Raw genomic sequence first — 22,199 nt, 5'->3', positions numbered from 1 at the left:
CGTTTTACCATGTCAGGGCAGACTTGACGAAAGGAATCGTCAGCTTACGCTTTGCTGAAAGCGATGCCTGATCCAGTGTTTCAAGCGCTCGGCATAGCTCTCCAAGCTCGCGTGGGCCGCGGTGCAAAATGTAACGCCCGACATCGTCAGGCAGCTGCATTCCCCTTACCTTGGCACGCAGCTTCAACGCCGCCAGACGCTCATTATCATCCAATGGGTGTAGATGAAACGTCACCCCCCACGTCAGACGTGATGCCAAATCAGGCAGTACAACGTCCAACTGGCGCGGAGATGTATTGGCAGCGATCACCAACGCCTTACCCGCATCACGCAGCCGATTAAACGCATGAAACAGCGCCTCTTCCCAGCGCTTACGCCCTATCACATATTCAAGATCATCAATCGCTACAAGATCCAAACGCTCAATATCTTCGAGCATTAATGGGGGGAAATGACCGAGGTCAGCTAGTGGTAGATATAAGGCACGCTTATCAGCATCCGAGGCCGCATGACAAGCCGCCTGCAAAAGGTGGCTGCGACCACTCCCAGGCGCCCCCCATACATATAAAAAGGGTTCAGCATTACGTTCAAGCTGCCGGCTCAAATACTCGACTAGTGGGGTATTCGCGGTTGAAGCGTAATAGTTATTAAACGTCGCGTCATCTCGCAACCCCACTCCAAGTGGTAGCTGTGCCGGTACTCGGCTCATGGTGACTCCCTTTCGTCGTGACGTCCCAGCCTATTTTCAAGCTGCTGTACAGGTTGGCTTTGTTCAGCATCGTACAGAGTGCTGTTTTTATATCGCGCTTTTAGCTCTTTGAGGAGCACCATAATGACGGCAGCCGAAGGTAATGCCAAGAGTACCCCTGTCAGCCCAAAGAGGCTACCACCGGCTAACACAGCAAAAATGACAGCTACCGGGTGCAAGCCAATCTTATCGCCGAGTAGCTTTGGCTGAAGTACAACGCTTTCCGTGACTTGCCCAACGCTGAATACAGCCAACACACCTAACAACGCCCACAATGAGTCAAACTGAAACAGCGCTACAATCATGGCTACGCCTAGGCCCACAATAAAGCCCAAGAACGGCACAATGCTGAGCAACCCAGATACAACACCTATCAGCAATCCAAAACTCAGCCCCATTAATGTCAAACCAATCGCATAAATAACCCCCAAACAGAGCATCACGAGCAGCTGTCCTCGCAAGAAGGCTGATAATACGTCGTCACAGCGACCTGCTAAGCGAGAAATATCGCTCACCCACTGCCTAGGAGCCAAGTCGATAATACTGTTCAAAAGGCGGTTCCAGTCCAGCAATAAATAAAACGTCACGACAGGAATAAGCGCTACGTAGGTGACCCACGTGGCAAAGGCCATGCCAGAGCGCCCGATTTGGCCTAACGCTTGTGCGATATACCCCCCAGCATCTCTCCAGTTTTCTGCCAAGGTTGCTTGTACATTATCCAGTTCGTTGCGCAAATCATAACCTGTCCAATCCAAAACCTGAGGGGCTAAAACGTTCTCAACCCAATCAAATACGCCAGGCACCACCTCACCTAACTGCTTGGTTTGGTGAATAATAAGGGGGATTAAAATCAAAAGACTGACCGCTAAAATCAGCGACAGAACTAAAAAGACGCTAGATACTGCCAATGGGCGTCCCATGCCCCATTTTTGAAATTTATTAGCAAGCGGGTCTGCCAGATAAGCGAGTATCATGCCCGCAATAAACGGCATCAATACCGAATCCAACAAATAGACGATGCCCACCAAAACGACTAACAACGCAACGCCCCACCATGAATGTCGCATGATCTCGGTATCCCTCCTGGAAAGATGGTTAGTGCATTAGCCTACTAAAGAGTAACAAAAGTAGCATAGTGAGCCTTTGTTAACGCCGCACATCGATGCGACTTACGTCTCTCGGTGTTACAATCTGCCTTGTTATCGCCCCGGCACTGGCCAACGCGCCAGCACTACCCGTACTGCTATAGGCTTCACAGGACCCGTCATGACCGAGACCTCCACTTCTCCGGCTACTCCTTCACTCAGCTACAAAGACGCAGGTGTCGATATTGATGCCGGCAACGCGCTGGTTGACCGTATCAAACACGTTGCCAAACGCACCACTCGCCCTGAGGTAATGGGAGGCCTTGGCGGGTTTGGAGCACTGTGCGAGCTGCCCGCTGGCTATAAACAACCCGTACTGGTATCCGGCACTGATGGTGTCGGCACTAAGTTGCGCCTCGCCATGGATCTTGGCAAGCATGACACCATTGGCATCGACCTTGTCGCTATGTGCGTCAACGATTTGATCGTAGCGGGTGCTGAGCCGCTGCTGTTCCTTGACTACTATGCCACGGGAAAGCTTGATGTGGATATCGCAGCCGATGTAGTGACTGGCATTGGCGCTGGTTGCGAACTGGCGGGGTGTGCACTTGTCGGTGGTGAAACCGCTGAAATGCCTGGTATGTACGAAGGCAGTGATTACGACTTAGCAGGCTTTTGTGTTGGCGTCGTTGAAAAAGCCGATATCTTGGATGGCAGCAACGTTGCCGAAGGCGATGTTCTGCTTGGCTTGGCCTCTTCTGGCCCGCACTCCAATGGCTACTCGCTTATTCGCAAAATCTTAGAAGTAAGTAACGCGTCATTAACTGACACGGTTGACGGCCAGCCACTCGGCAATGCCTTGATGGCCCCCACCCGCATCTATGTGAAATCACTGTTGTCGATGATGCGTGGCACCGACATTCCAGTTCACGCGCTTTCCCACATTACGGGTGGCGGTTTACTGGAAAACATTCCTCGTGTTCTACCAGATACCCTCGCGGCTCACGTTGATCTTTCAACTTGGCAGCGCCCCGAAGTATTTAATTGGTTACAAGCCCAAGGCAACGTTAGTGAAACTGAAATGCACCGCGTTCTGAACTGCGGCATCGGCATGGTGGTTGTGGTGCCTCAGGCTCACGCTGAACAGGCCATGGCGCATCTGCAGGCTCAAGGAGAGACCGTTTACCAGATTGGGAAAATTATCCAGCGCCAGGAGGAAGCCGTCGTTTTGGAGAACCTTCGCGCATGAGCAGCACTGACCACAATAGCAGCACGTTTAACGACACCCTAAACGACATGACAGCAGAGCCAGCAACCGCTCGACGGATCGTTGTGTTGATTTCTGGCAGCGGCAGTAATTTACAGGCACTAATTGACGCACAGCGTCATGATCGGCTTGGCGGTGAGATCGTGGCCGTCATCTCTAATGAGCCAGATGCCTATGGTCTAAAGCGAGCGCTGGAAGCAAATATTGAAGCGGTGGCACTACCCCACCGGGAATATGACAGCCGCGACGCCTATGATGGTGCACTTATAAAAGTGATTGAGCGTCACGAACCCGACTTAATCGTCCTTGCGGGCTTTATGCGGATTCTAACGCCACGCTTTGTGCAACGCTTCCTAGGCAGAGTGCTCAATATTCACCCTTCTCTGCTACCTGCCTATCAAGGACTGAATACCCATGCTCGTGCACTAGCAGAGGGCGTAGCACTGCATGGCTGCAGCGTGCATTTTGTCACTGAAGAGCTCGATGGCGGCCCCGTTGTGTTGCAAGCAGAGCTGAGCGTCACCAGTGAAGATACCGTCGAAACACTGAAGGAAAAAGTACACGCCCGGGAGCACTTGATTTTCCCTATCGCCGTACAGTGGTTCTTAGAAGGCCGGCTAAAGTACACCGCCGAAAACGCCACCATGGACGGCCACCCACTCCCTCCTCATGGCATGCGTTTATCCCATGCTGATGCCGCTGAAGAGCTGGATGAAACTCTAGACGAAGACGCCTAACCCGCTATGTCGTCTTAAAAAAAACGCCTTACCGCTATGAGCGCGTAAGGCGTTTTGCATTAAAACGGCGACTTAATATTAGGTACGAGGCAACGTTACGCCACGCTGGCCCATATATTTACCACCGCGATCTTTGTAGGACGTCTCACATACCTCATCAGACTCAAGAAATAGCATCTGCGCTATTCCTTCATTGGCGTAAATTTTGGCCGGTAGGTTCGTCGTATTTGAAAACTCCAGTGTCACATGCCCTTCCCACTCTGGCTCCAGAGGCGTTACGTTCACAATAATACCGCAACGCGCGTAAGTGGATTTACCGAGACAAATGGTAAGCACGTTGCGAGGAATACGAAAATATTCAACCGTGCGCGCCAATGCAAAGGAGTTGGGTGGAATAATACACACATCGCCCTTTATATCGACAAAGCTCTTATCGTCAAATGCCTTGGGGTCGACAATGGCTGAATGGATATTAGTAAACACCTTAAATTCGTCAGCACAGCGCACATCATAGCCGTAGCTTGACGTGCCATAGGAAATGACTCGCTGATCATTAACATAGCGTACTTGCTCTGCCTCAAACGGCTCAATCATGGCATCGCTTTGCGCCATGCGACGAATCCACTTATCTGATTTAATACTCATGTGCTACTTCATCACTCGCTAAAAGAGATGGTGGGGCCGCCGCTTTGGCTGGCACTCACCGATTGCGCCACTTGTCTGGCAATATCTGCAAAGGTACGGCTAACGGAGCTATCGGGCTCGGAAACTACACTAGGCCGACCTGAGTCAGCCAGCTCACGAATAGACAGCGTTAATGGTAACCGCCCGAGCACCATCGTGTCGTACTCCTGAGCAATTTGATCTCCGCCGCCTGTACCAAAAATGGCTGCTTCATGGCCGCATTTTTCGCAGTGGTATAGGCTCATATTCTCCACGACACCCAGCACTGGCACATTGACTTTACGGAACATTTCAATGCCCTTACGCGCATCCAGTAACGCAATGTCCTGAGGCGTTGTCACAATAACCGCACCAGAAACAGGTACTTTTTGCGCCAGCGTCAGCTGGATATCGCCAGTGCCTGGCGGCATGTCAATCAGCAGAAAATCAAGATTATCCCACTTAGTTTGGGTCAACATTTGCTGAAACGCACCAACCACCATAGGCCCACGCCATACCATTGCCTCACGGGTGTTAACCATAAAGGCCATCGACATCGCCTGAAGGCCATGCGCTTCTAGCGGCAGGAATTTATTATCCTCCGCCGACTGAGGCCGCACCCCCTCTTTTACACCTAGCATCTGTGCCTGACTAGGCCCATAGATATCAGCGTCCAGCACCCCAACACGATACCCTTGGGCTGCAAGCGCTAGTGCCAAGTTAACGGTGATGGTCGATTTACCGACCCCTCCCTTACCCGATGCCACTGCAACAATATGTTTTACACCATCCATCAATGGCACTCCCGTCATTTGTGACCATAACTCGCGTGGTGTGAATGATACTCCTAGGCAACTCATTTCTAAACCAAGATGCAAAAAGCGGATGTAGGGGTTACCCACATCCGCTTCCGTGCACGCAGGCGATGAGCCGCGCTACACTGCCATGTCAGTTGCTACTTTGCTGCTCTTCTTCCGTTGCCTCGTCTTCCTCAGGCTCATCACCGCCGGAAGCATCGTCAGCGCTGTCATCTTGCCCAGCGAGCGCAGGCACTTCATCATTAGCAGCATCGTCAACGTGCAACCGGCTCTCTAGCGATGAAAGCTCTTCGCGCCAATCATTTAGCTGAGTCTCTAAACGAGCAAGCTGCCCCTCACGTGCTTCAATGTCGCTCTCTACCTGGGCAACCTCTTCACGGCCAATTTCCAGCGCCACCATCAGATCATCCATCTCGGTACGCACTTGGTTCAGGCTCTGCTCTTCTTCCTGGCGAAGTTCGGTCAACCCATCAACGTCACTTTGTAACGCATCACGCTCGCTGGTTAAGGAATCCCGCTCACTTTCCAGTTCATCCAAGGTACTTTGGGTGGCTGCAATTTCCTCTTCGATCCCAGCAAGCTGTTCGTTAGCTTCGTTTACCTGAGACTCCAAGCCCGCTAATTCTTCTTCAGCCGCCTTCAAGTCGTCAACTGCCTGCTGACGCTCCTCTTCTGCTTGCTGGCGTGCAGACTCCGCCTCTTGGCGAGCTTGTTCTGCACTTTGACGAGCTTCTTCGGCTTCCTGACGCGCTGATTCGGCCTCATCACGCGCCTCAACCACCTCATCACGCTCCTCTTTCAGCGCTTGCATGTCACTCTCGGCGCTTTCTATCTGCTCATTTAAAGCATCAACCTCTTGCTGGAGTGCATCGCGTTCAGCCTCTAGCTCTTCTAAACGAGACTCCACGGCACTTGCATCACGTTGAGCGGACTCAAGTTCACTTTCTGCCTGGGCTTTCTGCTCTTCCAACGAAGCCATTTCTTCACGCATTGCACTTAAGTCGGTCTCAGCTTGCTCAACTTCTGCAATACGCTGGCTGAGCTGGCTGTTATCTTGCTCAACGCTGGCTAGCTGGCCTTCTAATGTTTCGACACGATCCTGCCGAGCACCTGAGTTAGATTGCGCCATGATTGCCCAAATAACCGCAATGGCGGCAATACCAGCGATCCCTTTGACACGGTTGTCCTTGAAAAGCGTTTTCATGTCCGGCTTGCTTGCCGGCGCTGGATGATCCGAGTGGTTTGCTTCTGACATACTGCGTCCCTCTCTTCTAGGCTACCGAAACCAGCAGCGTTGATAGGCATTTAGCACATGACACTCTTTTACTAGCATACACATCTAGAAACATCTCGCCAGTGATCAAGGAACCTGAATTAAACGCGAAATTATTAACAATCCCTATCAGCTGGCAGATGCTTGCTCTCACCAAATCCTACGGCACATCCATCAGACGCTTCAAACCAAGAGAGCGAGGCATGAAGAGAGACCACGCTGCCAATAATAAGAAGTGTCGGCGGCTTGATATTCCCGTTCAGAAATGCAGCAGGTAACTGATCAAGTGAACCTATATGAGTGCGCTGCTGCTGCGTTGTTCCTTGTTCGATGAGCGCTAACGGTGTGCTTGGCACTATCCCATGCTTTATTAGTGCTTGGCAGATGTTTTGTAGGTTGCTCAGCCCCATGTAGAACACCAGTGTTTGCCCTGGTCGAGACAGTGCTTGCCAATCAAGCAGGGAATCGCCGCTTTGCAAGTGCCCTGTCACGAAGCGAACTGACTGAGCATGGTCACGATGCGTTAAGGGTATGCCGGCGTATGCAGCACACCCTGACGCCGCTGTAATGCCGGGAATAACTTCTACATTGACCTTAGCCGCCACCAGCGTCTCAAGCTCTTCCCCACCTCGGCCAAAAATAAACGGGTCACCACCTTTCAAACGGACAACGCGCTTACCCTGCTTCGCCCAATTGACCAACGTTTCATTAATACGATCTTGGGGCACACTGTGTGAGGACATCGCTTTACCGACATAATATTGAACAGCCTGCTCGCCAATTAACGCCAAGATTTCATCGCTGACAAGCCGGTCATGAAGCACCACCTCTGCCATTAGCAGCCGCTTATAGGCTTTAAGTGTGAGTAGCTCAGGATCACCTGGGCCCGCGCCCACCAAGCTCACGATACCGTCATCGCCAACCCTTTTAGTGCAGGCGTGCTCACCTAGCAGGACATCATCCACGCTTGCTGCATTCAAGAAAAACACTCCAGTAATAAAAAAACTATTTAATATTCAAAAAAGTAATATATTTTAGTGGATAGTGCCAATATCTCTACGTGGGATGCTTAAAACCCTTACTAATTCTATTTAAGAATAAGCTTATTCTAAATTATGTTAACAATTAGTAAAATTGTCAGCAATAGCTTACATATTCATTACGTTTTTAGGGCTAATCTTCACAATTAACTTTTATTTGGCATATGCTCTGGAGCTTCACGCATGCCCGTGAATGACATGATCCCTACACCACATAGTGCTGACAACCTAGTCCCCCATATCCCTGGGGTTATTTTCCAATTCTACCGATCACACTGCGGCCGTATGAACTTCCCCTATCTTGAAGGTGGTGGAGAAGCGTTAGCACTGATTGATCGACCCCAGCTAACAGAAGATGCCGGCAATCTGATCGAACAATTAACAGGCAGCGACCACCCGAAAATCATGTCGGCAATTGAACGATCAGCGCGCTGGATGCTGCCGCTTACCACCCGCTTCCGACTGCCTTTTCCCAAAGAAAAACCTCATTGGATAGCTGTCAGTGCAAATCCAGAGCCAACCGAGAATGGCGTGCGCTGGAACGGCATGATGATGGACATCACTGACCAAGTAGCCGAAGAGCAGCGCCTGCGAAAACTGTGCGATACAGACCCATTAACGGGACTACCAAACCGCCGCAAACTCATGGTTCATTTAACTCACTTAGCATCACTAAGTACTCGGCATGGTACTCCCTTGTCTATTATGATGCTGGATGTTGATCATTTTAAAAAACTCAATGACCGCTGGGGCCATCTCCAGGGAGATAACGTACTCCAACAACTCGCTATGCAAACCCAGTTGCTTCTGCGCTGTGAAGATATGGTGGCAAGGCTGGGCGGTGAAGAGTTTATGGTCGTGTTGCCGCTGACGCCGCTGCAGCAATGCCATAAGCTCGCAGACCGTCTGCGCCATGCCATCGCCTCTCATGATTTCGGAATAGGCGAAGGTGAAGTAACACTTAGCATTGGCGTTGCGGAGTATCGCTGCGGTGAGCCTTTACGCAATATGATAGAGCGTGCTGACCAAGCACTTTACAGTGCAAAAGAGGATGGTCGCGACTGTGTAAGCCTTCTACCCTGATAGAGGAGTCATCAATAGGAGGCACCCCATGACAACACTTGCAAAAACAGCCTGCGAGCCCTGCAGTGGTAATGCTACCCCCTTGGGTCATAGCGAATCCCAGCACCACCTTAGCGCACTTCCAGAGTGGCAGATTGTTGAGCACGATGGCATCATGAAGCTATCGAGACAATTTACGTTTCGAAACTTTGCCGATGCCCTGGCATTTACCCAGCGCGTAGGCAGTATCGCAGAGCAGGCCGGTCATCACCCAGTCATCGTTACTGAGTGGGGAAAAACTACTGTGACATGGTGGTCCCACGAAATTAAAGGCCTGCACCTAAATGACTTCATTCTTGCCGCCAGAACCGACGAGGTAGCCGAATAAAATGTTTGAGCAAATTGAGCGAGTCCCTGGAGATGCCATTCTCGGGCTGATCGAAGCTTTCAAAAAAGATACCAACCCGCAAAAAGTAGATTTAGGTGTTGGTGTATACCGCGATGCACAAGGCAACACGCCAGTCATGCGTGCTGTCAAGGAAGCAGAAGCTCGCCTGCTCAAGAATGAAACCACCAAAACGTATATTGGTTCTCATGGTGCCCCAGCTTACGGTGATGCCGTACTGCCAATGGTGCTAGGCGAAGACTCTGCCGTATTGGAAGCCAACCGCGCGAGCGCTACCCAGTCTCCCGGCGGAACAGGCGCGCTGCGCTTAGCCGCTGACTTTATTGCTCACCAACTCCCAGGAAAAGGGATTTGGGTCAGTGACCCTACCTGGCCCAACCACCACGGTATCTTCACCGCTGCGGGTATCGAGCTGCATAAATACCCCTACGTTGACGCCGATAACCGTCTTGATTTCGATGGCATGCTAGCGGCGCTCAAAAAGATTCCGGAAGGCGACGTGGTTGTGCTGCACGCCTGCTGCCACAACCCGACCGGCTTTGATCTTTCTAAAGATCAGTGGCAAGAGGTGATGGCAGTACTGAGCGAGCGCAAACTGCTGCCTTTGGTTGACTTTGCCTACCAGGGCTTTGGGGAAGGCTTAGACGAAGACGCCTACGGTGTTCGTTTGTTGGCCGAAAACCTTGATGAAGTCATCATCACCAGCTCTTGCTCGAAGAACTTTGGCATTTACTGCGAACGAACTGGTTGCTTGATCCTGATTGCAAAAGACGCCGAGCAGATGGAAAACGTGCGCTCTCAAGCAGCGATTGTAGCCCGTGAGAACTACTCTAACCCACCCGCCCACGGTGGCGCGATTGTTAGCGAAATTCTCCACGATGCTGAGCTTTCTGCGCTTTGGCGTGAAGAGTTAACCGAAATGCGCGACCGTATTAACACGCTGCGTCGTGACTTTGTCGAAGCCCTCAAGCCCTATGGTCTCGACCAAAAGTACGCATGTGTTGCTGAACAACGCGGCATGTTCTCTTACACCGGTTTAACACCGGAACAAGTAGACCGCCTGCGTGACGAGTTTGGCATTTACATGGTGCGCTCAGGCCGTGCCAATGTTGCAGGGTTCTCCCACGAGAATCTGCCTTACCTTGCTAAGGCCATCGCTGCCGTTAACGCATAGCGTCAGAATCAGTTGGTGACATAAGTCTCAACGGCTAAAACGCCCAGGCAAATTGCCTGGGCGTTTTTGTTGATGAGATGTTAAGCCGCTGAACAGACAAGTAATTGAAGTGTACAATTGCGCACTTGCCGCCAGAGCCTGGGGCGCCCGTGCGGCGTCCGCTACAATGCTATGCTTGACCGATTAGTCAAACCTTCGGCACACTCAGTATAGCCTTGTATACAACACACTATAACCAAGAGGCCTAACATGGCGGCTGCCGGCACTCACTACCCGTGGTACAAAAAAGAAGATACCGATGCGTTCTTCGCCCTGTTTCAGAACAATATTGCCAACTTTGTCATCATTGCGATCACAATGCTTGGTATGGGGTTCCCCGCCTCGATCGTTTATGGTCAGGTACTCCCAGGTGCTGCCGTCGCCGTCATGGCAGGCAATTTCTATTACGCATGGAGTGCCGCAAGACTTGCGCGAAAGGAAAACCGAAGTGATGTCACCGCACTCTCCTACGGTATTTCCACTCCGGTTATGTTCGTCTTTCTGTTTGGCGTTCTTCTGCCTGCCAAACAGTTAACCGGTGACGCAGAACTAGCCTGGAAAGTCGCTGTGGCTGCCTGCTTTATTAGCGGCGCAATAGAAGCCTTGATAAGCATTATAGGCCGCTGGGTGCAGTATCATTTACCACGAGCTGCCATGCTGGGGGCTGTTGCTGGCGTTGCACTCACCTTTATTGCTGGTGAGATGCTGTTTAAAACCTTGGAAATGCCTATCATCGGTCTTCTGGTGCTCGGCATTATCATTGTTGGCCTTGTGGCACGCGTCAGTATGCCGTTTAAACTCCCTACGTCGCTATTTGCCATCGTGGTCGGTACCGCAATGGCGTATCTGATTGGCGATGCGGGAAGCGAACGCTTCAGCGATGCGTTTACCCACCTAGGCTTTTACCCTTTGCTACCCAATCTAGCCTGGTTTGAAGGCCTCGGCCTGCTGCTGACAGGCATGCTGGCCATCTTGACTGTCGTGTTACCTATCACTCTCTACAACGCTATTGAAACCATGAATAACGTTGAAGCCATGGAAGCCGCTGGCGATAAATATGATGTGCGCGAGTGCCAGGCAGTCGATGGCGCAGGCACGATGATTGGCGCACTGTTTGGCGGCGTATTTCCAACGACTGTTTACATTGCAACAGTGGGCGCCAAGTGGATGGGCGCAGGACGGGGCTACAGCATCCTAAACGGTGCAGTTTACGCCCTGGCAACCATGTTTGGATTGATCGCTGCTTTAGCGGCCATCATTCCGGTTTCTGTCGTGGCGCCTATCTTGGTATTTGTAGGCATGTCGATGATTGCCACTGCCTTTCAGTCCAACGACACCCGCTACTATCCGGCAATTGCGCTGGCAATGTTGCCCTATTTTGCCAACTACGTGATGACGCGCTTCAACCGAGGCGCTGGTGACGTTGTCAGCGACATCTCGAGTGCTATTGTTGTTATGGGTCAAGGCGCGATGTTTATGGCCATCTTGTTAGGGGCAATGACAGTGTCGGTAATCGACCACCAGTTCCGACGCGCAGCCGCCTTTGCCGCCATTGCAGCTGGCTTCTCGTTTGTTGGGCTTATGCATGCCCCAAAACTCGCCTTTAACGCTGCGCCAGAGTTTGTAATGGGCTACTTGGGCATGGCGCTACTGTTTATGTACTTCTCATTTCAGGAAGCACCGAAAAAACACTAAACGCCATATCCCGCCTGCCGATGCGGGCGGGATAAAATCCTGCGTAGCACAGTCCACGCAGCGATCCCTGCCAATATATTGCCTACTGCTGCACCCGCGGCTAAGCCTATCCAGCCATAAACCTGCGCGCCTAACCACAAGCATGGTAAATAGCAGATAAACAGCCGCGCGCTAGAGAGCAGCATAGCCCGCAGCGGCCAGCCCAACGCATTACCCGCCGACACCACCAGCATGCATACGCCTAGCGCTGCGTAACTGGGCAGCAAAAAGCGGATCAGAAGCGCGAGCTCACTCTGCACCTCCTGGTTTCCGGCCAGCACCATCGCCACCCAGGGTGAAGCCAGTGCCAGCAATACCCCCAGGCTAAGCTGCCATATCAACGCGACCTTCACTACCAAGCGCATCAGTTGCTGAATCTGCCCCCAGTCGCCCGCTCCATAGCAACGCCCAAGCCATGGTGGCAGCGACATGGTCATCGCTAATATCACCATCAGCGAAACTGTTTCGAGGCGACTGGCAAGCCCCCATGCTGCTACTTGGGTATCCCCTAGGCCTGCAACAACGGAAATCGCTAGCATCGCCGCCAGTGGCGGCATCAACTGGCTCACCATAGCGGGAGCAGCAATGCCGGTGAAGGGTCGCCATGAGCGCCGCGCCTCTTGCCAGATTGCAAGATGCGTAGCCCATTGACGCTTATGCAGCTTTGCACCGGTAAATAATAGCCCCACCGAAAATGCGATGGCGGTTGCCCAAGCGGCGCCGGGCAACCCCCAGCCTTGCCAAGACCCAATGCCAAAAATAAATAACGGATCCAGCGCCAAATTAATCAGGCTGCTAAGCACCATCATTTTACCCGGCAGCCGCGTATCTCCATGAGCACGGAACACGCTATAGATAAAATACAGCAGTGCCCCAAGCCACGCAGAAAACAGCTGCGGCCCCCAATAGGCGCGAATATAAACAAGCGCACTCTCATCTGCCCCTAACAGTCGAAATATAGGCACCTGCAGAACCCATAACGCGACAACTAGCCAACCGATAACGACACCACCGGCAATCAATACGAGACTGCTGAGCCGTTTAGCCCGCGCTTTCTCACCGGCTCCCAGGGCACGGGAAATCAGTGCCGCAATCGCTATCCCCATCCCCACTTGAATGCCAATAATCAAAAAAGACAACGGGAAGGTAAACGATTGAGCCGCCAAAGGCGCTGTACCCAAACGTGCAATAAAAGCACTATCTACAAGCTGAAAACCCAATAACGCCAACACCCCAATCGCCATTGGCCACGTTTGACGCCATAGGGTTATCGCCAGCTCACGTTGTTGCATGACCGCTGCCAAATACACTCCCTCCTGACACAAAAACGCCATCACTCTACTTGAGTGATGGCGCATTATTAATGCATTGACTTACTGACGAATGCCTTCAAACGTCACATAAAGCTCTAGCTCGCGCATAGACTCAGGGAAGTCACTCATATCGATACCAAAGTCACTTAGCGTCAACATCGTGCTACCTTCGAAACCTGCGCGGTAGTTACCCCAGGGGTCATCGCCTTCACCCATCAGAGTTACCGGCATTTCAATTTCTTGAGTCTCTCCATGGAGTGTCAGATCACCGGTCACAATGCCTTCATTATCTCCGGTTGACTCAAAGCCAGTCGAGACAAAGGTGGCTGTTGGATATTCACTGGCATTCAAGAAGTCGCTGCTTAGGAAGTGGCGATCACGCTCAGCATGATTGCTATTCAGACTGTTCACCTGAACTTCCATTTCGACAGATGAAGCATCTAAGTCATCTGCATCATAGTAAAACTGACCATCAAACTCTTCGAAACTACCTAAGATGTAGGAGTAACCCAGGTGATTAATTTTAAACTGTACAAAGGCGTGTTGACCTTCGATGTCAATTTGGTAATCAGCCGCTTGTGCTTGACTGAGCGGTACCAACGCTGCAGCAGCGATTGCAGTAGCAAACATTGTCTTTTTCATCATACTAATTGTCTCCTTCCTTTCCTTAGTAGGCATCACATAGGCTCACTTCTCCTACGTGATGTGTAAAAAATTAATGACGTTTATGGCTATGCTTAGGATTCACCATGCGGCGCAACGTGTTGTGTCGATAGCGCCAATGGTGAATAAACGCGACGCCACCGTGCCCTGCCGCCAACACCATTAACACAATTGCGCTGTACCAATGCACATCTCCTGCCACACGGGCTTGGTTAGGTAACCCATGTAACAAAGCGGGCATTTCGAACCAACCAAAAACGCTGATTCCCCTGCCATTCGCTGTGGAAATCAAATAACCGCTAATTAATACTAATAACAGCAATGCATACAAAACGATATGACCAGCATGAGCAGCCAGACGTTCCAAGCGGTTGCCTTCAGCGTGAGGTGTCGGCTGTATTAAGCGCCACCCTAAGCGCGCAAAGGTCGCCAGCATCAACAATATACCGATTGAGCGATGCACCCATGGTGCCTGGTTATACCAGGCATCATAGTAGCCAAGATCCGTCATCCACCAGCCTAGAATAAACAACCCAACAATGGTTAATGCACTTAGCCAATGAAATAGAATACTCACAACACCCCAACCGCTTTGCGTATTACGCCACATCCTTGATTTCCCCGTTCACAACAACGCTAGGTAATATTTGCTGTTCGCACTCTGATATATTAGAAGCATACCTTCTTACTCGGCAAAACACTGCTGAAAAAAGCAGTACATATCATTCGTAAAAACCGTTGATAGCCGAGAATGTAATAAAAAGCCGGCCACTTGTGGCCGGCATATAGCGACGATAGTTGATGTATTCAACCAGCTGCCAGAGTATCCAAACCGCGAGCAAGGTCACGCTGAATATCTCCTTGGCTCTCCAAACCGACGGCCACACGAATTAGGCCTGGCGTAATACCCGCTACTTCTTTCTGAGCATCAGAAAGACGCCCATGCGTCGTAGTGGCTGGGTGAGTAATCGTCGTTTTAACGTCCCCTAGATTACCTGTGATAGACAGCATTCGCGTTGCGTCAATCACTTGCCAGGCCCCCGCCTGCCCACCTTTCACCTCAAAACCTAGCACTGCACCAAAGCCTTTCTGCTGACGCTTGGCAAGGGCATGCTGAGGATGTGCCTCTAGCCCGCTGTAATACACCTTGTTGACAGCCGGGTGCTCATCTAACCAGCGTGCCAATGTCAGTGCATTCTCACAATGAGCGCCCATGCGCAGCGAGAGGGTTTCTAACCCCTTGGTGAAAATCCATGCATTAAAAGGACTCAAGCAAGGCCCGCAGGTACGTACCACGCCAAATACTTCTTCCAGCACATCGTGTTTACCCACCACAGCGCCACCCACAGCACGCCCCTGACCATCCAAATACTTAGTGGCTGAATGGATAACAAGGTCAGCACCGAGCGCTATGGGCTGCTGTAGCGCTGGCGTTAAGAAGCAGTTATCGATTGCCAACCATGCGCCACTGCGCTTAGCAAGTTCAGCCAGTGCTGGAATATCGGCCACTTCAGACAGTGGGTTGGAAGGGGTTTCGGCAAACAGCAGCTTGGTATTCGGGCCGATGGCTTCTGTCCACGCGGCTATGTTAGACAGCTCAACATAGCGCGTCGTGATACCGAATTTACCCAGGTATTTGTCAAACAAGCTCACGGTAGAGCCAAACAACGAACGCGATGCAACGATTTCGTCGCCCGAAGACAGCAACGCAAGCGCTGTGGACAGGATAGCGGACATCCCAGAGCTTGTAGCCACGCAGCGCTCACCCCCTTCAAGTGCCGCTAAGCGACGCTCAAACGTATGCACGGTCGGGTTGGTAAAGCGAGAGTAAACATTGCCCGGCTCTTGACCACCAAACTTACGCGCTGCTTCCGCAGCGCTTTCATAAACAAAGCTTGAAGTCGGAAAAATAGGCTCTGCGTGTTCTTGCTCAAATGTACGGTGATGCCCCGCACGAATAGCAAGGGTCTCTAACGACCACTCATCCTGGTGACTGTCATCATGCATGGCTGAGCCTCTTGTTCAAAACGTCAATACGCATCTTCAATACGCGTCACTCATCATCAAGATCATCATCTTGATTATGCATATCTACCAACGCATGATCCCCTGCACTCTGGTCCTTAGCCGCATCGTTGCGACTTGCTTCAAGCACTGCCAGGTAAGCGTCATCTATATCGCCAGTGACGTAATTACCGTCGAATACGGAGCAGTCAAACTCCTCCATTTCAGGATTGACTTCACGACAAGCATCTTTTAAGTCTTCAAGATCTTGGTAAAAAATGCGATCTGCGCCAATCAGCTGGCCAACTTCATCTTCCGTACGACCGTGGGCAATCAGTTCGACTGCTGCAGGCATATCAATGCCGTAGACATTCGGGTAACGCACCGGCGGCGCTGCTGAAGCAAAATACACTTTACGAGCGCCAGCATCGCGAGCCATCTGAATGATCTGTTTACAGGTAGTTCCACGCACAATGGAGTCATCCACCAACAGCACATTCTTGCCTTTGAATTCGACATCAATGGCATTTAGTTTCTGGCGCACCGATTTCTTACGCTGAGTTTGTCCCGGCATAATAAAGGTACGGCCAATATAGCGGTTCTTCATAAAGCCTTCGCGATACGTCACACCTAGATGCTGCGCCATTTCTAGGGCAGATGTGCGAGATGTATCAGGAATAGGGATGACCACGTCGATGTCGTGATCTGGCCACTCATTAAGGATACGGTCGCCTAATTTACGTCCCATCTGCATCCGCGTGCCATAAACGTAGGCACCATCCAAAATTGAGTCAGGACGCGCCAGGTAAACGTGCTCGAAAATACATGAGCGCAGCACTGGTCGGTCAGCACACACCTGGGTGTGGATCTGCCCCTGCATATCAACAAAAATTGCTTCGCCTGGCGCCAGGTCACGCTCTAGCTCAAAGCCACCCACATCTAGCGCAACAGACTCAGAGGCAATCATCACCTCTTGACCGTCGGCACTCTCGCGGGTGCCAAATACCACTGGGCGAATACCATGAGGGTCGCGAAAAGCCACCATGCCAAAACCATTGATGATCGCGACCGCCGCGTAGCCGCCTTTGCAGCGCCGGTGCACTCTACGAATTGCATCAAAAATATCTTCGGATTCTAAATGAAGGCCCTGTTTACCCAGCTCGTGGGCAAAAACATTAAGCAATACTTCAGAATCAGAGCTGGTATTAATGTGACGCAGATCCGTCGAGAAAAGCTCCTGTTTTAACTGCTCGGAGTTAGTCAGGTTACCGTTATGCGCCAGCGCAATCCCGTAGGGAGAGTTAACATAAAACGGCTGTGATTCCGCTTCGCTGGAGGAGCCTGCGGTTGGATAGCGTACATGGCCAATACCCAGATTGCCTTTAAGGCGAGCCATGTGACGAGTGTGAAATACATCACGAACCAAGCCGTTACTCTTGCGCAGTAGGAAGCGTCCCTCGCTCCAAGTCATCATGCCGGCAGCGTCCTGGCCCCGATGCTGAAGTACGGTCAGGGCATCGTAGATTCCCTGATTAACCGCCTGCTTGGCCAGAAGGCCCACTATACCGCACATTCAAGTTACCTCGCTTTAGTGCCATGGCTTACCGTAGCAAACCCGTACATTCATCAAACGGATGTAAGCCACTGTTACCTCCAGCGAACTGGCATTGATAAACAGTGGCTCACTGTGCATTGCGAACTAAAAAATCAAACACTTCTCATGAGTGGGTCACTAGCTGGTTCGTACTAGCCACCATTTTCAGACGTAGGCGAAAAGGGCTGCGGAGACAGCGCTTCTTGCGAACGTATATCCGGTAACGAAATATCGCGAATTGACCCAGGGGCTTGCGGCAACTCACGCTCCCATTGGTCTAGCTGACTTACCGCCCAGTCGCGTAATTCAATAAACGTGGGGCGTAATGAAGCCTCCTGCCATGCCTGCAATTCAGACAATGGCGTCAGCGTAATCAGCACAGTGGCCACCAGCAAAATAACAGCACCTCGTGCCAGGCCAAAAGCGGCCCCTGCCACCCGGTTGAGCAACCCCATACCAACCCACTCAACCGCAGCATGAACCAAGCGAATGACGATGCCGCAAAGCAAGATGACGGCAAAAATTACCAGAATAAATGCCAGCACCAATCGCGCATCAAAACTTTCAATAAAGCCGCTCATTAGATCTGCAACGGGTTCCGCTAGCACCCGCGCCACCATCAAAGCAACGACCCAAGCCGCTAAACCAAGGGCTTCTCTGACAAAGCCACGCAAGAAACCTGCTAGCATTGATAGCGCCAGCACTGCGAGGAAAAGCGCGTCTATCCAGGTAAGCGCCATAGGTTAGTCCCTTACTCGTACAAGCAGACCTTGAACATTGGCACGCTGCTTAATAATAGACATAGCAGACTCACCATCGTCAGAAGTGGCATAAGGGCCAACGTAAACCGTCGTCAAGTTATTGTCACGCTCACGCGTGTAAGTGTTAAAACCAGCTTGAGAGAGCTGATCGCTTAAACGCTGGGCATTGGCGGCTTCACCAAAGCTACCGACCTGTACCGCCCACTCACCTTGCGAGGTAGATGCTGGCGCCGAGCTAGTAGATGAGTTTTGATTGCTACTGTCATTACTATCATCCACAGACTCTTGTGAAGCTGAGGCAACGTCTTCAGTAGATACATTTTCGCTGGAAACAGAAGACGCTGGCACATTCACCGTTGATGGCATCTCTGGTGCCGGCACATCTTGCCGCGTCACCTGAACAGGCTGCTCAATCACAAATGAGGGTTGAGGACGCTCCTCTCTTGGAGCAGGATCACTCATTAGCCACGGCACAAAAATCGCCAATAACGCTAAAAGAATTACAATACCACTGATGCGTTCCGTTTTACCGTATTTCATATCCCTCTCCATCAGGCTTAGCGAGCACAACGGTTAGGCCGATTAAGCTTGCGGTAGTGTCTCTTCTAATAACGCTGCCACTGTAAAAAACGAGCCAGTGACCAGCACCCGATCAGCTGGTGACAGCTGCTTAGCAATCATTTGCATGCCTTTTTCAGGTGAGTTAGCGCAACCATGCACATGCCCACCCAGTGATGTGATCCGCGCCGCCAGCTCTGTGGCTGAATGACCACGTTCGCCATCAAGCGAGACACATACCCAATCAGTTATACGGGGCAGTAAAGCACGAATCACGCCTTCGACATCCTTGTCGTTAAGCATACCAATTAATGCCCACTGCCTCCCCCCATCCGGCACCTGAGAAAGGCGCTCAGCGACATAATTAGCCGCATGGGGGTTATGCCCAACATCCAAACACCACTGCCCGATCCACTGCATGCGCCCCGGCAATTGCACCGTGTGAAACGCGTGGCGACACGCGTCTTCGTCGAGCGCTAATCCGGTAAGGGATAACGCCTGGAGCGCCGTCGCTGCATTGTCAATTGGCAACCCTGGATCAGGAAGTGACGTTAATGACACCTCACCTCCCTCTCGGGTTAACCCTCTCCAACACCACTGATTCAGGCGAGCCCCTGGCTGAGCCTCGGTTGCCTGGGGCTCGTCAGAGTGGCTAAAGGCACCACCTAGGCAATAAACAGGCGCTGAGATGGCTTCTGCGGCGGCGGCTACACTGCTGGGTAACAACAGACTGCCTAGCACCGCAGGACGCAAAGGACGGAAAATGCCTGCCTTTTCTCGACCAATCTGCGCAATATCATTGCCTAAGAAGTTGGCATGATCTTGTGCAATTGTCGTGACAATCCCAATGTCCGCATCAATGATATTGATGGCATCCAATCGCCCACCCAAACCAACTTCGAGCAGCGCTATATCCAAGGCTTCATTCGCTAGGCACCAAAGGGCGCACAGCGTTCCCGCCTCAAAATAGGTCAAGCTGATTTCGGGCGACTGCAGTCTGGCAGCTTCTACATGCGAAAAACCAGCGACGAGTTGCTGGTCGTCAGCTTGTTGCCCGTTGATTGTGACGCGTTCGTTATAGCGCAACAAATGAGGCGACGTATATGTTCCCACCTGCAGTCCGTGAGCACGCGCGACAGCATCCATCATGGCAAGCGTTGACCCCTTGCCGTTGGTGCCTGCCACCGTAATTACCTGTTTTGCCACCGGACGGCTTAATAATCCCATCCGCTTGGCAACCGCTGATACCCGCTCAAGCCCCATATCAATCCCGACCGGGTGCAAGGTCTCGAGATAGTGCAGCCATTCGGATAAAGACCTAGGGGCTATAGAGTCAGAGGCTAAAGACTTAGACATTGCGGGTAGAATCGTCGCTCTTTTCAGTACTGGTGGCATCATCGGTTTCAGTAGCAACGGATTCTGCTGCGTCGGCCAACGGCGCTTCATCAACGACAGGCGCTTCAACGGCCGCGTCATCAAGCGCAATATCCTCGACAGGGATTGCCGTCTGATGTGTCAACTTACGCAGTACACTACCGACACGGGCGCGCATGTCATGGCGGTGCACAATCATATCTACCGTGCCATGCTCCAGCAGGAACTCACTGCGCTGAAAACCTTCCGGCAGCGTTTCACGTACTGTTTGCTCAATTACCCGCGGGCCGGCAAAACCAATCAGAGCATTGGGCTCAGCAATATTAAGGTCGCCCAGCATCGCAAGCGATGCTGATACGCCACCAAATACTGGGTCGGTCAGCACGGAAATATAGGGAATTCCTGCTTGCTTGAGCTTTTCAAGCGCTGCCGAGGTTTTAGCCATTTGCATCAGTGAGAACAGCGCTTCCTGCATCCGTGCGCCGCCAGAAGCTGCGAAACAGATCAGCGGAATACCCTCTTCCCGTGCAATCGTGGCAGCGCGAACAAATTTCTCGCCAACCACCGCTCCCATCGAACCGCCCATAAAGGTAAATTCAAAGGCCACAGCAACAACGGGCAGCCCATCTAGCTCACCACGCATGGCGACCAGCGCATCTTTCTCGCCGGTATCTTTTTGGGCAGCCGTCAAACGATCTTTATACTTTTTGGAGTCGCGGAATTTCAAGCGGTCATTAGGCTCAATCTCAGCCGCAATCTCTTCCCGCCCCTGCTTATCCAGGAACCAATCCAGGCGCTTACGTGCTGTCAACCGTAAATGGTGATCGCACTTAGGACATACGCTGTGGTGTTTCTCAAGCTCAGGGAGATAGAGCACAGCTTCGCACTTGGGACATTTACGCCAGAGGCCATCGGGCACGCTGGCGCGACGGTCTTTACGCTGGATACGCCCCATGGAGGGCACAATCTTGTCTAACCAGCTCATATCAAAAGGCTTCCGTATACGTCAACGCCTGGCAACGCCAAGCTTGATGAGTGTCGTCAGTTAAAATTTAGTGTGACGATGAAGGAGCACGCTTAAGCATCCATTGCGGTGCGCATTTCTGCCAGCACGCTCTTGAGCTGACCAGCAATGGTTTCGGGTGCTTCAACGCTTTCTGCAATGCGGTTTACCAGCGCACTGCCTACAATCACGCCATCCGCCACTTTTGCGACTTCAGCAGCCGTCACGCCATCGCGGATACCAAAGCCAACACATAGCGGCAAGTTGGTCATTTCACGCAGCGGCGCAAGGTGTTCAGCCACATCGTCAGCGTTAAGTGTAGCAGCCCCAGTAACGCCCTTAAGCGAAACATAATAGAGGTAGCCTTCACCGTGGGCGCATATTGTAGCGGCACGAGCATGTGAAGTGGTAGGCGCAACCAAGAAAATCGCTGCTAAATCGCGAGCTTTTAACAGCGGGCCGAACTCATCAGCCTCTTCGGGCGGCATGTCCACCACCAGCACGCCATCAACGCCAACACTTGCCGCTTTGTCGGCAAACGTTTCGTAACCAATCCGCTCGATTGGGTTGAGATACCCCATCAAGACGATAGGCGTTTCAGTATCCACCTGGCGAAACTCAGCGACCATATCCAGTAGGTCAACCAAGCGCGTACCCTGCTTGAGTGCGCGCTCACAAGCTTTTTGAATCACTGGGCCATCGGCCATAGGGTCTGAAAATGGCACACCAAGTTCAATGATGTCAGCGCCCGCTTCGACCAGGGCATGCATAAAGCCCACGGTGTACTGAGGTGCAGGATCACCGGCGGTAATGTAGGGAATCAGGGCCTTACGACCCTGCTCTTTTAATTCGGAAAAACGCTGGTCAATACGATTCATGGTCG

The 22,199-nt window shown here is 51.8% G+C and carries 22 protein-coding genes; 6 read left to right on the top strand and 16 right to left on the bottom strand.

Features of this window, described 5'->3' with window-relative positions:
• Positions 1 to 4: 4 nt before the first annotated feature.
• Both hda and HZS79_RS12360 read right to left on the bottom strand, forming a co-directional pair.
• Positions 5 to 709 (bottom strand): DnaA regulatory inactivator Hda, encoded by a 705-nt coding sequence (gene hda / locus HZS79_RS12365; RefSeq protein ID WP_162219629.1) that lies wholly within the window; start codon positions 707 to 709, stop codon positions 5 to 7.
• Positions 706 to 1,815 (bottom strand): AI-2E family transporter, encoded by a 1,110-nt coding sequence (locus HZS79_RS12360; protein WP_162219630.1) that lies wholly within the window; start codon positions 1,813 to 1,815, stop codon positions 706 to 708. Before HZS79_RS12360 ends, hda begins: the two co-directional genes overlap by 4 nt.
• A gap of 199 nt (positions 1,816 to 2,014) precedes the next feature.
• Between HZS79_RS12360 and purM the strand changes: the two genes are divergently transcribed.
• Positions 2,015 to 3,082 (top strand): phosphoribosylformylglycinamidine cyclo-ligase, encoded by a 1,068-nt coding sequence (gene purM / locus HZS79_RS12355; protein ID WP_162219631.1) that lies wholly within the window; start codon positions 2,015 to 2,017, stop codon positions 3,080 to 3,082.
• The gene (gene purN / locus HZS79_RS12350; RefSeq protein WP_162219632.1) at positions 3,079 to 3,837 is read left to right on the top strand and encodes a phosphoribosylglycinamide formyltransferase; all 759 of its coding nucleotides are present in this window, start codon (positions 3,079 to 3,081) and stop codon (positions 3,835 to 3,837) included. The genes purM and purN overlap by 4 nt, the downstream gene beginning before the upstream one ends.
• A 78-nt stretch (positions 3,838 to 3,915) precedes the next feature.
• Here purN and dcd read toward each other — a convergent pair whose 3' ends face one another.
• The 4 genes from dcd to cobA form a co-directional block, all read right to left on the bottom strand.
• On the bottom strand, positions 3,916 to 4,482 hold the full coding sequence (gene dcd, locus HZS79_RS12345) for a dCTP deaminase (RefSeq protein ID WP_162219633.1): 567 nt from the start codon (positions 4,480 to 4,482) through the stop codon (positions 3,916 to 3,918).
• Between the two features lie 11 nt (positions 4,483 to 4,493).
• Positions 4,494 to 5,294: an iron-sulfur cluster carrier protein ApbC gene (gene apbC, locus HZS79_RS12340; RefSeq protein WP_162219634.1), complete on the bottom strand. Its 801-nt coding sequence runs from the start codon at positions 5,292 to 5,294 to the stop codon at positions 4,494 to 4,496.
• 154 nt (positions 5,295 to 5,448) lie between these two features.
• Positions 5,449 to 6,573 (bottom strand): coiled-coil domain-containing protein, encoded by a 1,125-nt coding sequence (locus tag HZS79_RS12335; protein WP_179928034.1) that lies wholly within the window; start codon positions 6,571 to 6,573, stop codon positions 5,449 to 5,451.
• Positions 6,574 to 6,707: 134 nt separating this feature from the next.
• Positions 6,708 to 7,499: a uroporphyrinogen-III C-methyltransferase gene (cobA, locus tag HZS79_RS12330; protein WP_340159024.1), complete on the bottom strand. Its 792-nt coding sequence runs from the start codon at positions 7,497 to 7,499 to the stop codon at positions 6,708 to 6,710.
• Between the two features lie 315 nt (positions 7,500 to 7,814).
• On the opposite strand from cobA, the gene HZS79_RS12325 reads away from it, so the two are divergent.
• The 4 genes from HZS79_RS12325 (at position 7,815) to HZS79_RS12310 (ending at position 12,007) form a co-directional block, all read left to right on the top strand.
• On the top strand, positions 7,815 to 8,714 hold the full coding sequence (locus HZS79_RS12325; protein ID WP_179928033.1) for a GGDEF domain-containing protein: 900 nt from the start codon (positions 7,815 to 7,817) through the stop codon (positions 8,712 to 8,714).
• Positions 8,715 to 8,742: 28 nt separating this feature from the next.
• Entirely contained in the window at positions 8,743 to 9,081 is a 339-nt protein-coding gene (locus tag HZS79_RS12320) for a 4a-hydroxytetrahydrobiopterin dehydratase (protein WP_179928032.1), read from the top strand.
• A gap of 1 nt (position 9,082) precedes the next feature.
• Positions 9,083 to 10,273 carry an amino acid aminotransferase gene (locus tag HZS79_RS12315; protein WP_162219838.1) on the top strand — a complete coding sequence of 397 codons (1,191 nt, stop codon included), beginning with the start codon at positions 9,083 to 9,085 and terminating at the stop codon, positions 10,271 to 10,273.
• Between the two features lie 249 nt (positions 10,274 to 10,522).
• Positions 10,523 to 12,007 (top strand): NCS2 family permease, encoded by a 1,485-nt coding sequence (locus tag HZS79_RS12310; protein ID WP_179928031.1) that lies wholly within the window; start codon positions 10,523 to 10,525, stop codon positions 12,005 to 12,007.
• Here the strand turns inward: HZS79_RS12310 and HZS79_RS12305 are convergent.
• The 10 genes from HZS79_RS12305 to trpA form a co-directional block, all read right to left on the bottom strand.
• On the bottom strand, positions 12,004 to 13,338 hold the full coding sequence (locus HZS79_RS12305; protein WP_179928030.1) for an MATE family efflux transporter: 1,335 nt from the start codon (positions 13,336 to 13,338) through the stop codon (positions 12,004 to 12,006). The genes HZS79_RS12310 and HZS79_RS12305 overlap by 4 nt on opposite strands.
• 81 nt (positions 13,339 to 13,419) lie before the next feature.
• Positions 13,420 to 14,004: a YceI family protein gene (locus HZS79_RS12300; RefSeq protein WP_162219841.1), complete on the bottom strand. Its 585-nt coding sequence runs from the start codon at positions 14,002 to 14,004 to the stop codon at positions 13,420 to 13,422.
• Positions 14,005 to 14,074: 70 nt separating this feature from the next.
• Positions 14,075 to 14,632 (bottom strand): cytochrome b, encoded by a 558-nt coding sequence (locus tag HZS79_RS12295; RefSeq protein WP_179928029.1) that lies wholly within the window; start codon positions 14,630 to 14,632, stop codon positions 14,075 to 14,077.
• 197 nt (positions 14,633 to 14,829) lie between these two features.
• Positions 14,830 to 16,029 carry an O-succinylhomoserine sulfhydrylase gene (locus tag HZS79_RS12290; RefSeq protein ID WP_162219843.1) on the bottom strand — a complete coding sequence of 400 codons (1,200 nt, stop codon included), beginning with the start codon at positions 16,027 to 16,029 and terminating at the stop codon, positions 14,830 to 14,832.
• Between the two features lie 46 nt (positions 16,030 to 16,075).
• Positions 16,076 to 17,599, bottom strand: a complete 1,524-nt coding sequence (purF, locus tag HZS79_RS12285) for an amidophosphoribosyltransferase (RefSeq protein ID WP_162219844.1) — start codon at positions 17,597 to 17,599, stop codon at positions 16,076 to 16,078.
• Positions 17,600 to 17,772: 173 nt separating this feature from the next.
• The gene (locus HZS79_RS12280) at positions 17,773 to 18,360 is read right to left on the bottom strand and encodes a CvpA family protein (protein ID WP_162219845.1); all 588 of its coding nucleotides are present in this window, start codon (positions 18,358 to 18,360) and stop codon (positions 17,773 to 17,775) included.
• A 3-nt stretch (positions 18,361 to 18,363) separates the two neighbouring features.
• The gene (locus tag HZS79_RS12275) at positions 18,364 to 18,921 is read right to left on the bottom strand and encodes an SPOR domain-containing protein (protein WP_162219846.1); all 558 of its coding nucleotides are present in this window, start codon (positions 18,919 to 18,921) and stop codon (positions 18,364 to 18,366) included.
• A 42-nt stretch (positions 18,922 to 18,963) separates the two neighbouring features.
• Complete coding sequence (folC, locus tag HZS79_RS12270; RefSeq protein WP_162219847.1) at positions 18,964 to 20,295, bottom strand: bifunctional tetrahydrofolate synthase/dihydrofolate synthase; 1,332 nt, start codon at positions 20,293 to 20,295, stop codon at positions 18,964 to 18,966.
• Positions 20,288 to 21,298 carry an acetyl-CoA carboxylase, carboxyltransferase subunit beta gene (gene accD, locus HZS79_RS12265; RefSeq protein ID WP_162219848.1) on the bottom strand — a complete coding sequence of 337 codons (1,011 nt, stop codon included), beginning with the start codon at positions 21,296 to 21,298 and terminating at the stop codon, positions 20,288 to 20,290. The genes folC and accD overlap by 8 nt, the downstream gene beginning before the upstream one ends.
• A gap of 92 nt (positions 21,299 to 21,390) precedes the next feature.
• Positions 21,391 to 22,194: a tryptophan synthase subunit alpha gene (trpA, locus tag HZS79_RS12260; protein ID WP_162219849.1), complete on the bottom strand. Its 804-nt coding sequence runs from the start codon at positions 22,192 to 22,194 to the stop codon at positions 21,391 to 21,393.
• Positions 22,195 to 22,199: the final 5 nt, after the last annotated feature.

Source organism: Vreelandella zhaodongensis, assembly GCF_013415115.1.
Classification (GTDB): Bacteria; Pseudomonadota; Gammaproteobacteria; order Pseudomonadales; family Halomonadaceae; genus Vreelandella; species Vreelandella zhaodongensis.
This window is presented reverse-complemented; position numbering and strand designations above follow the sequence as displayed.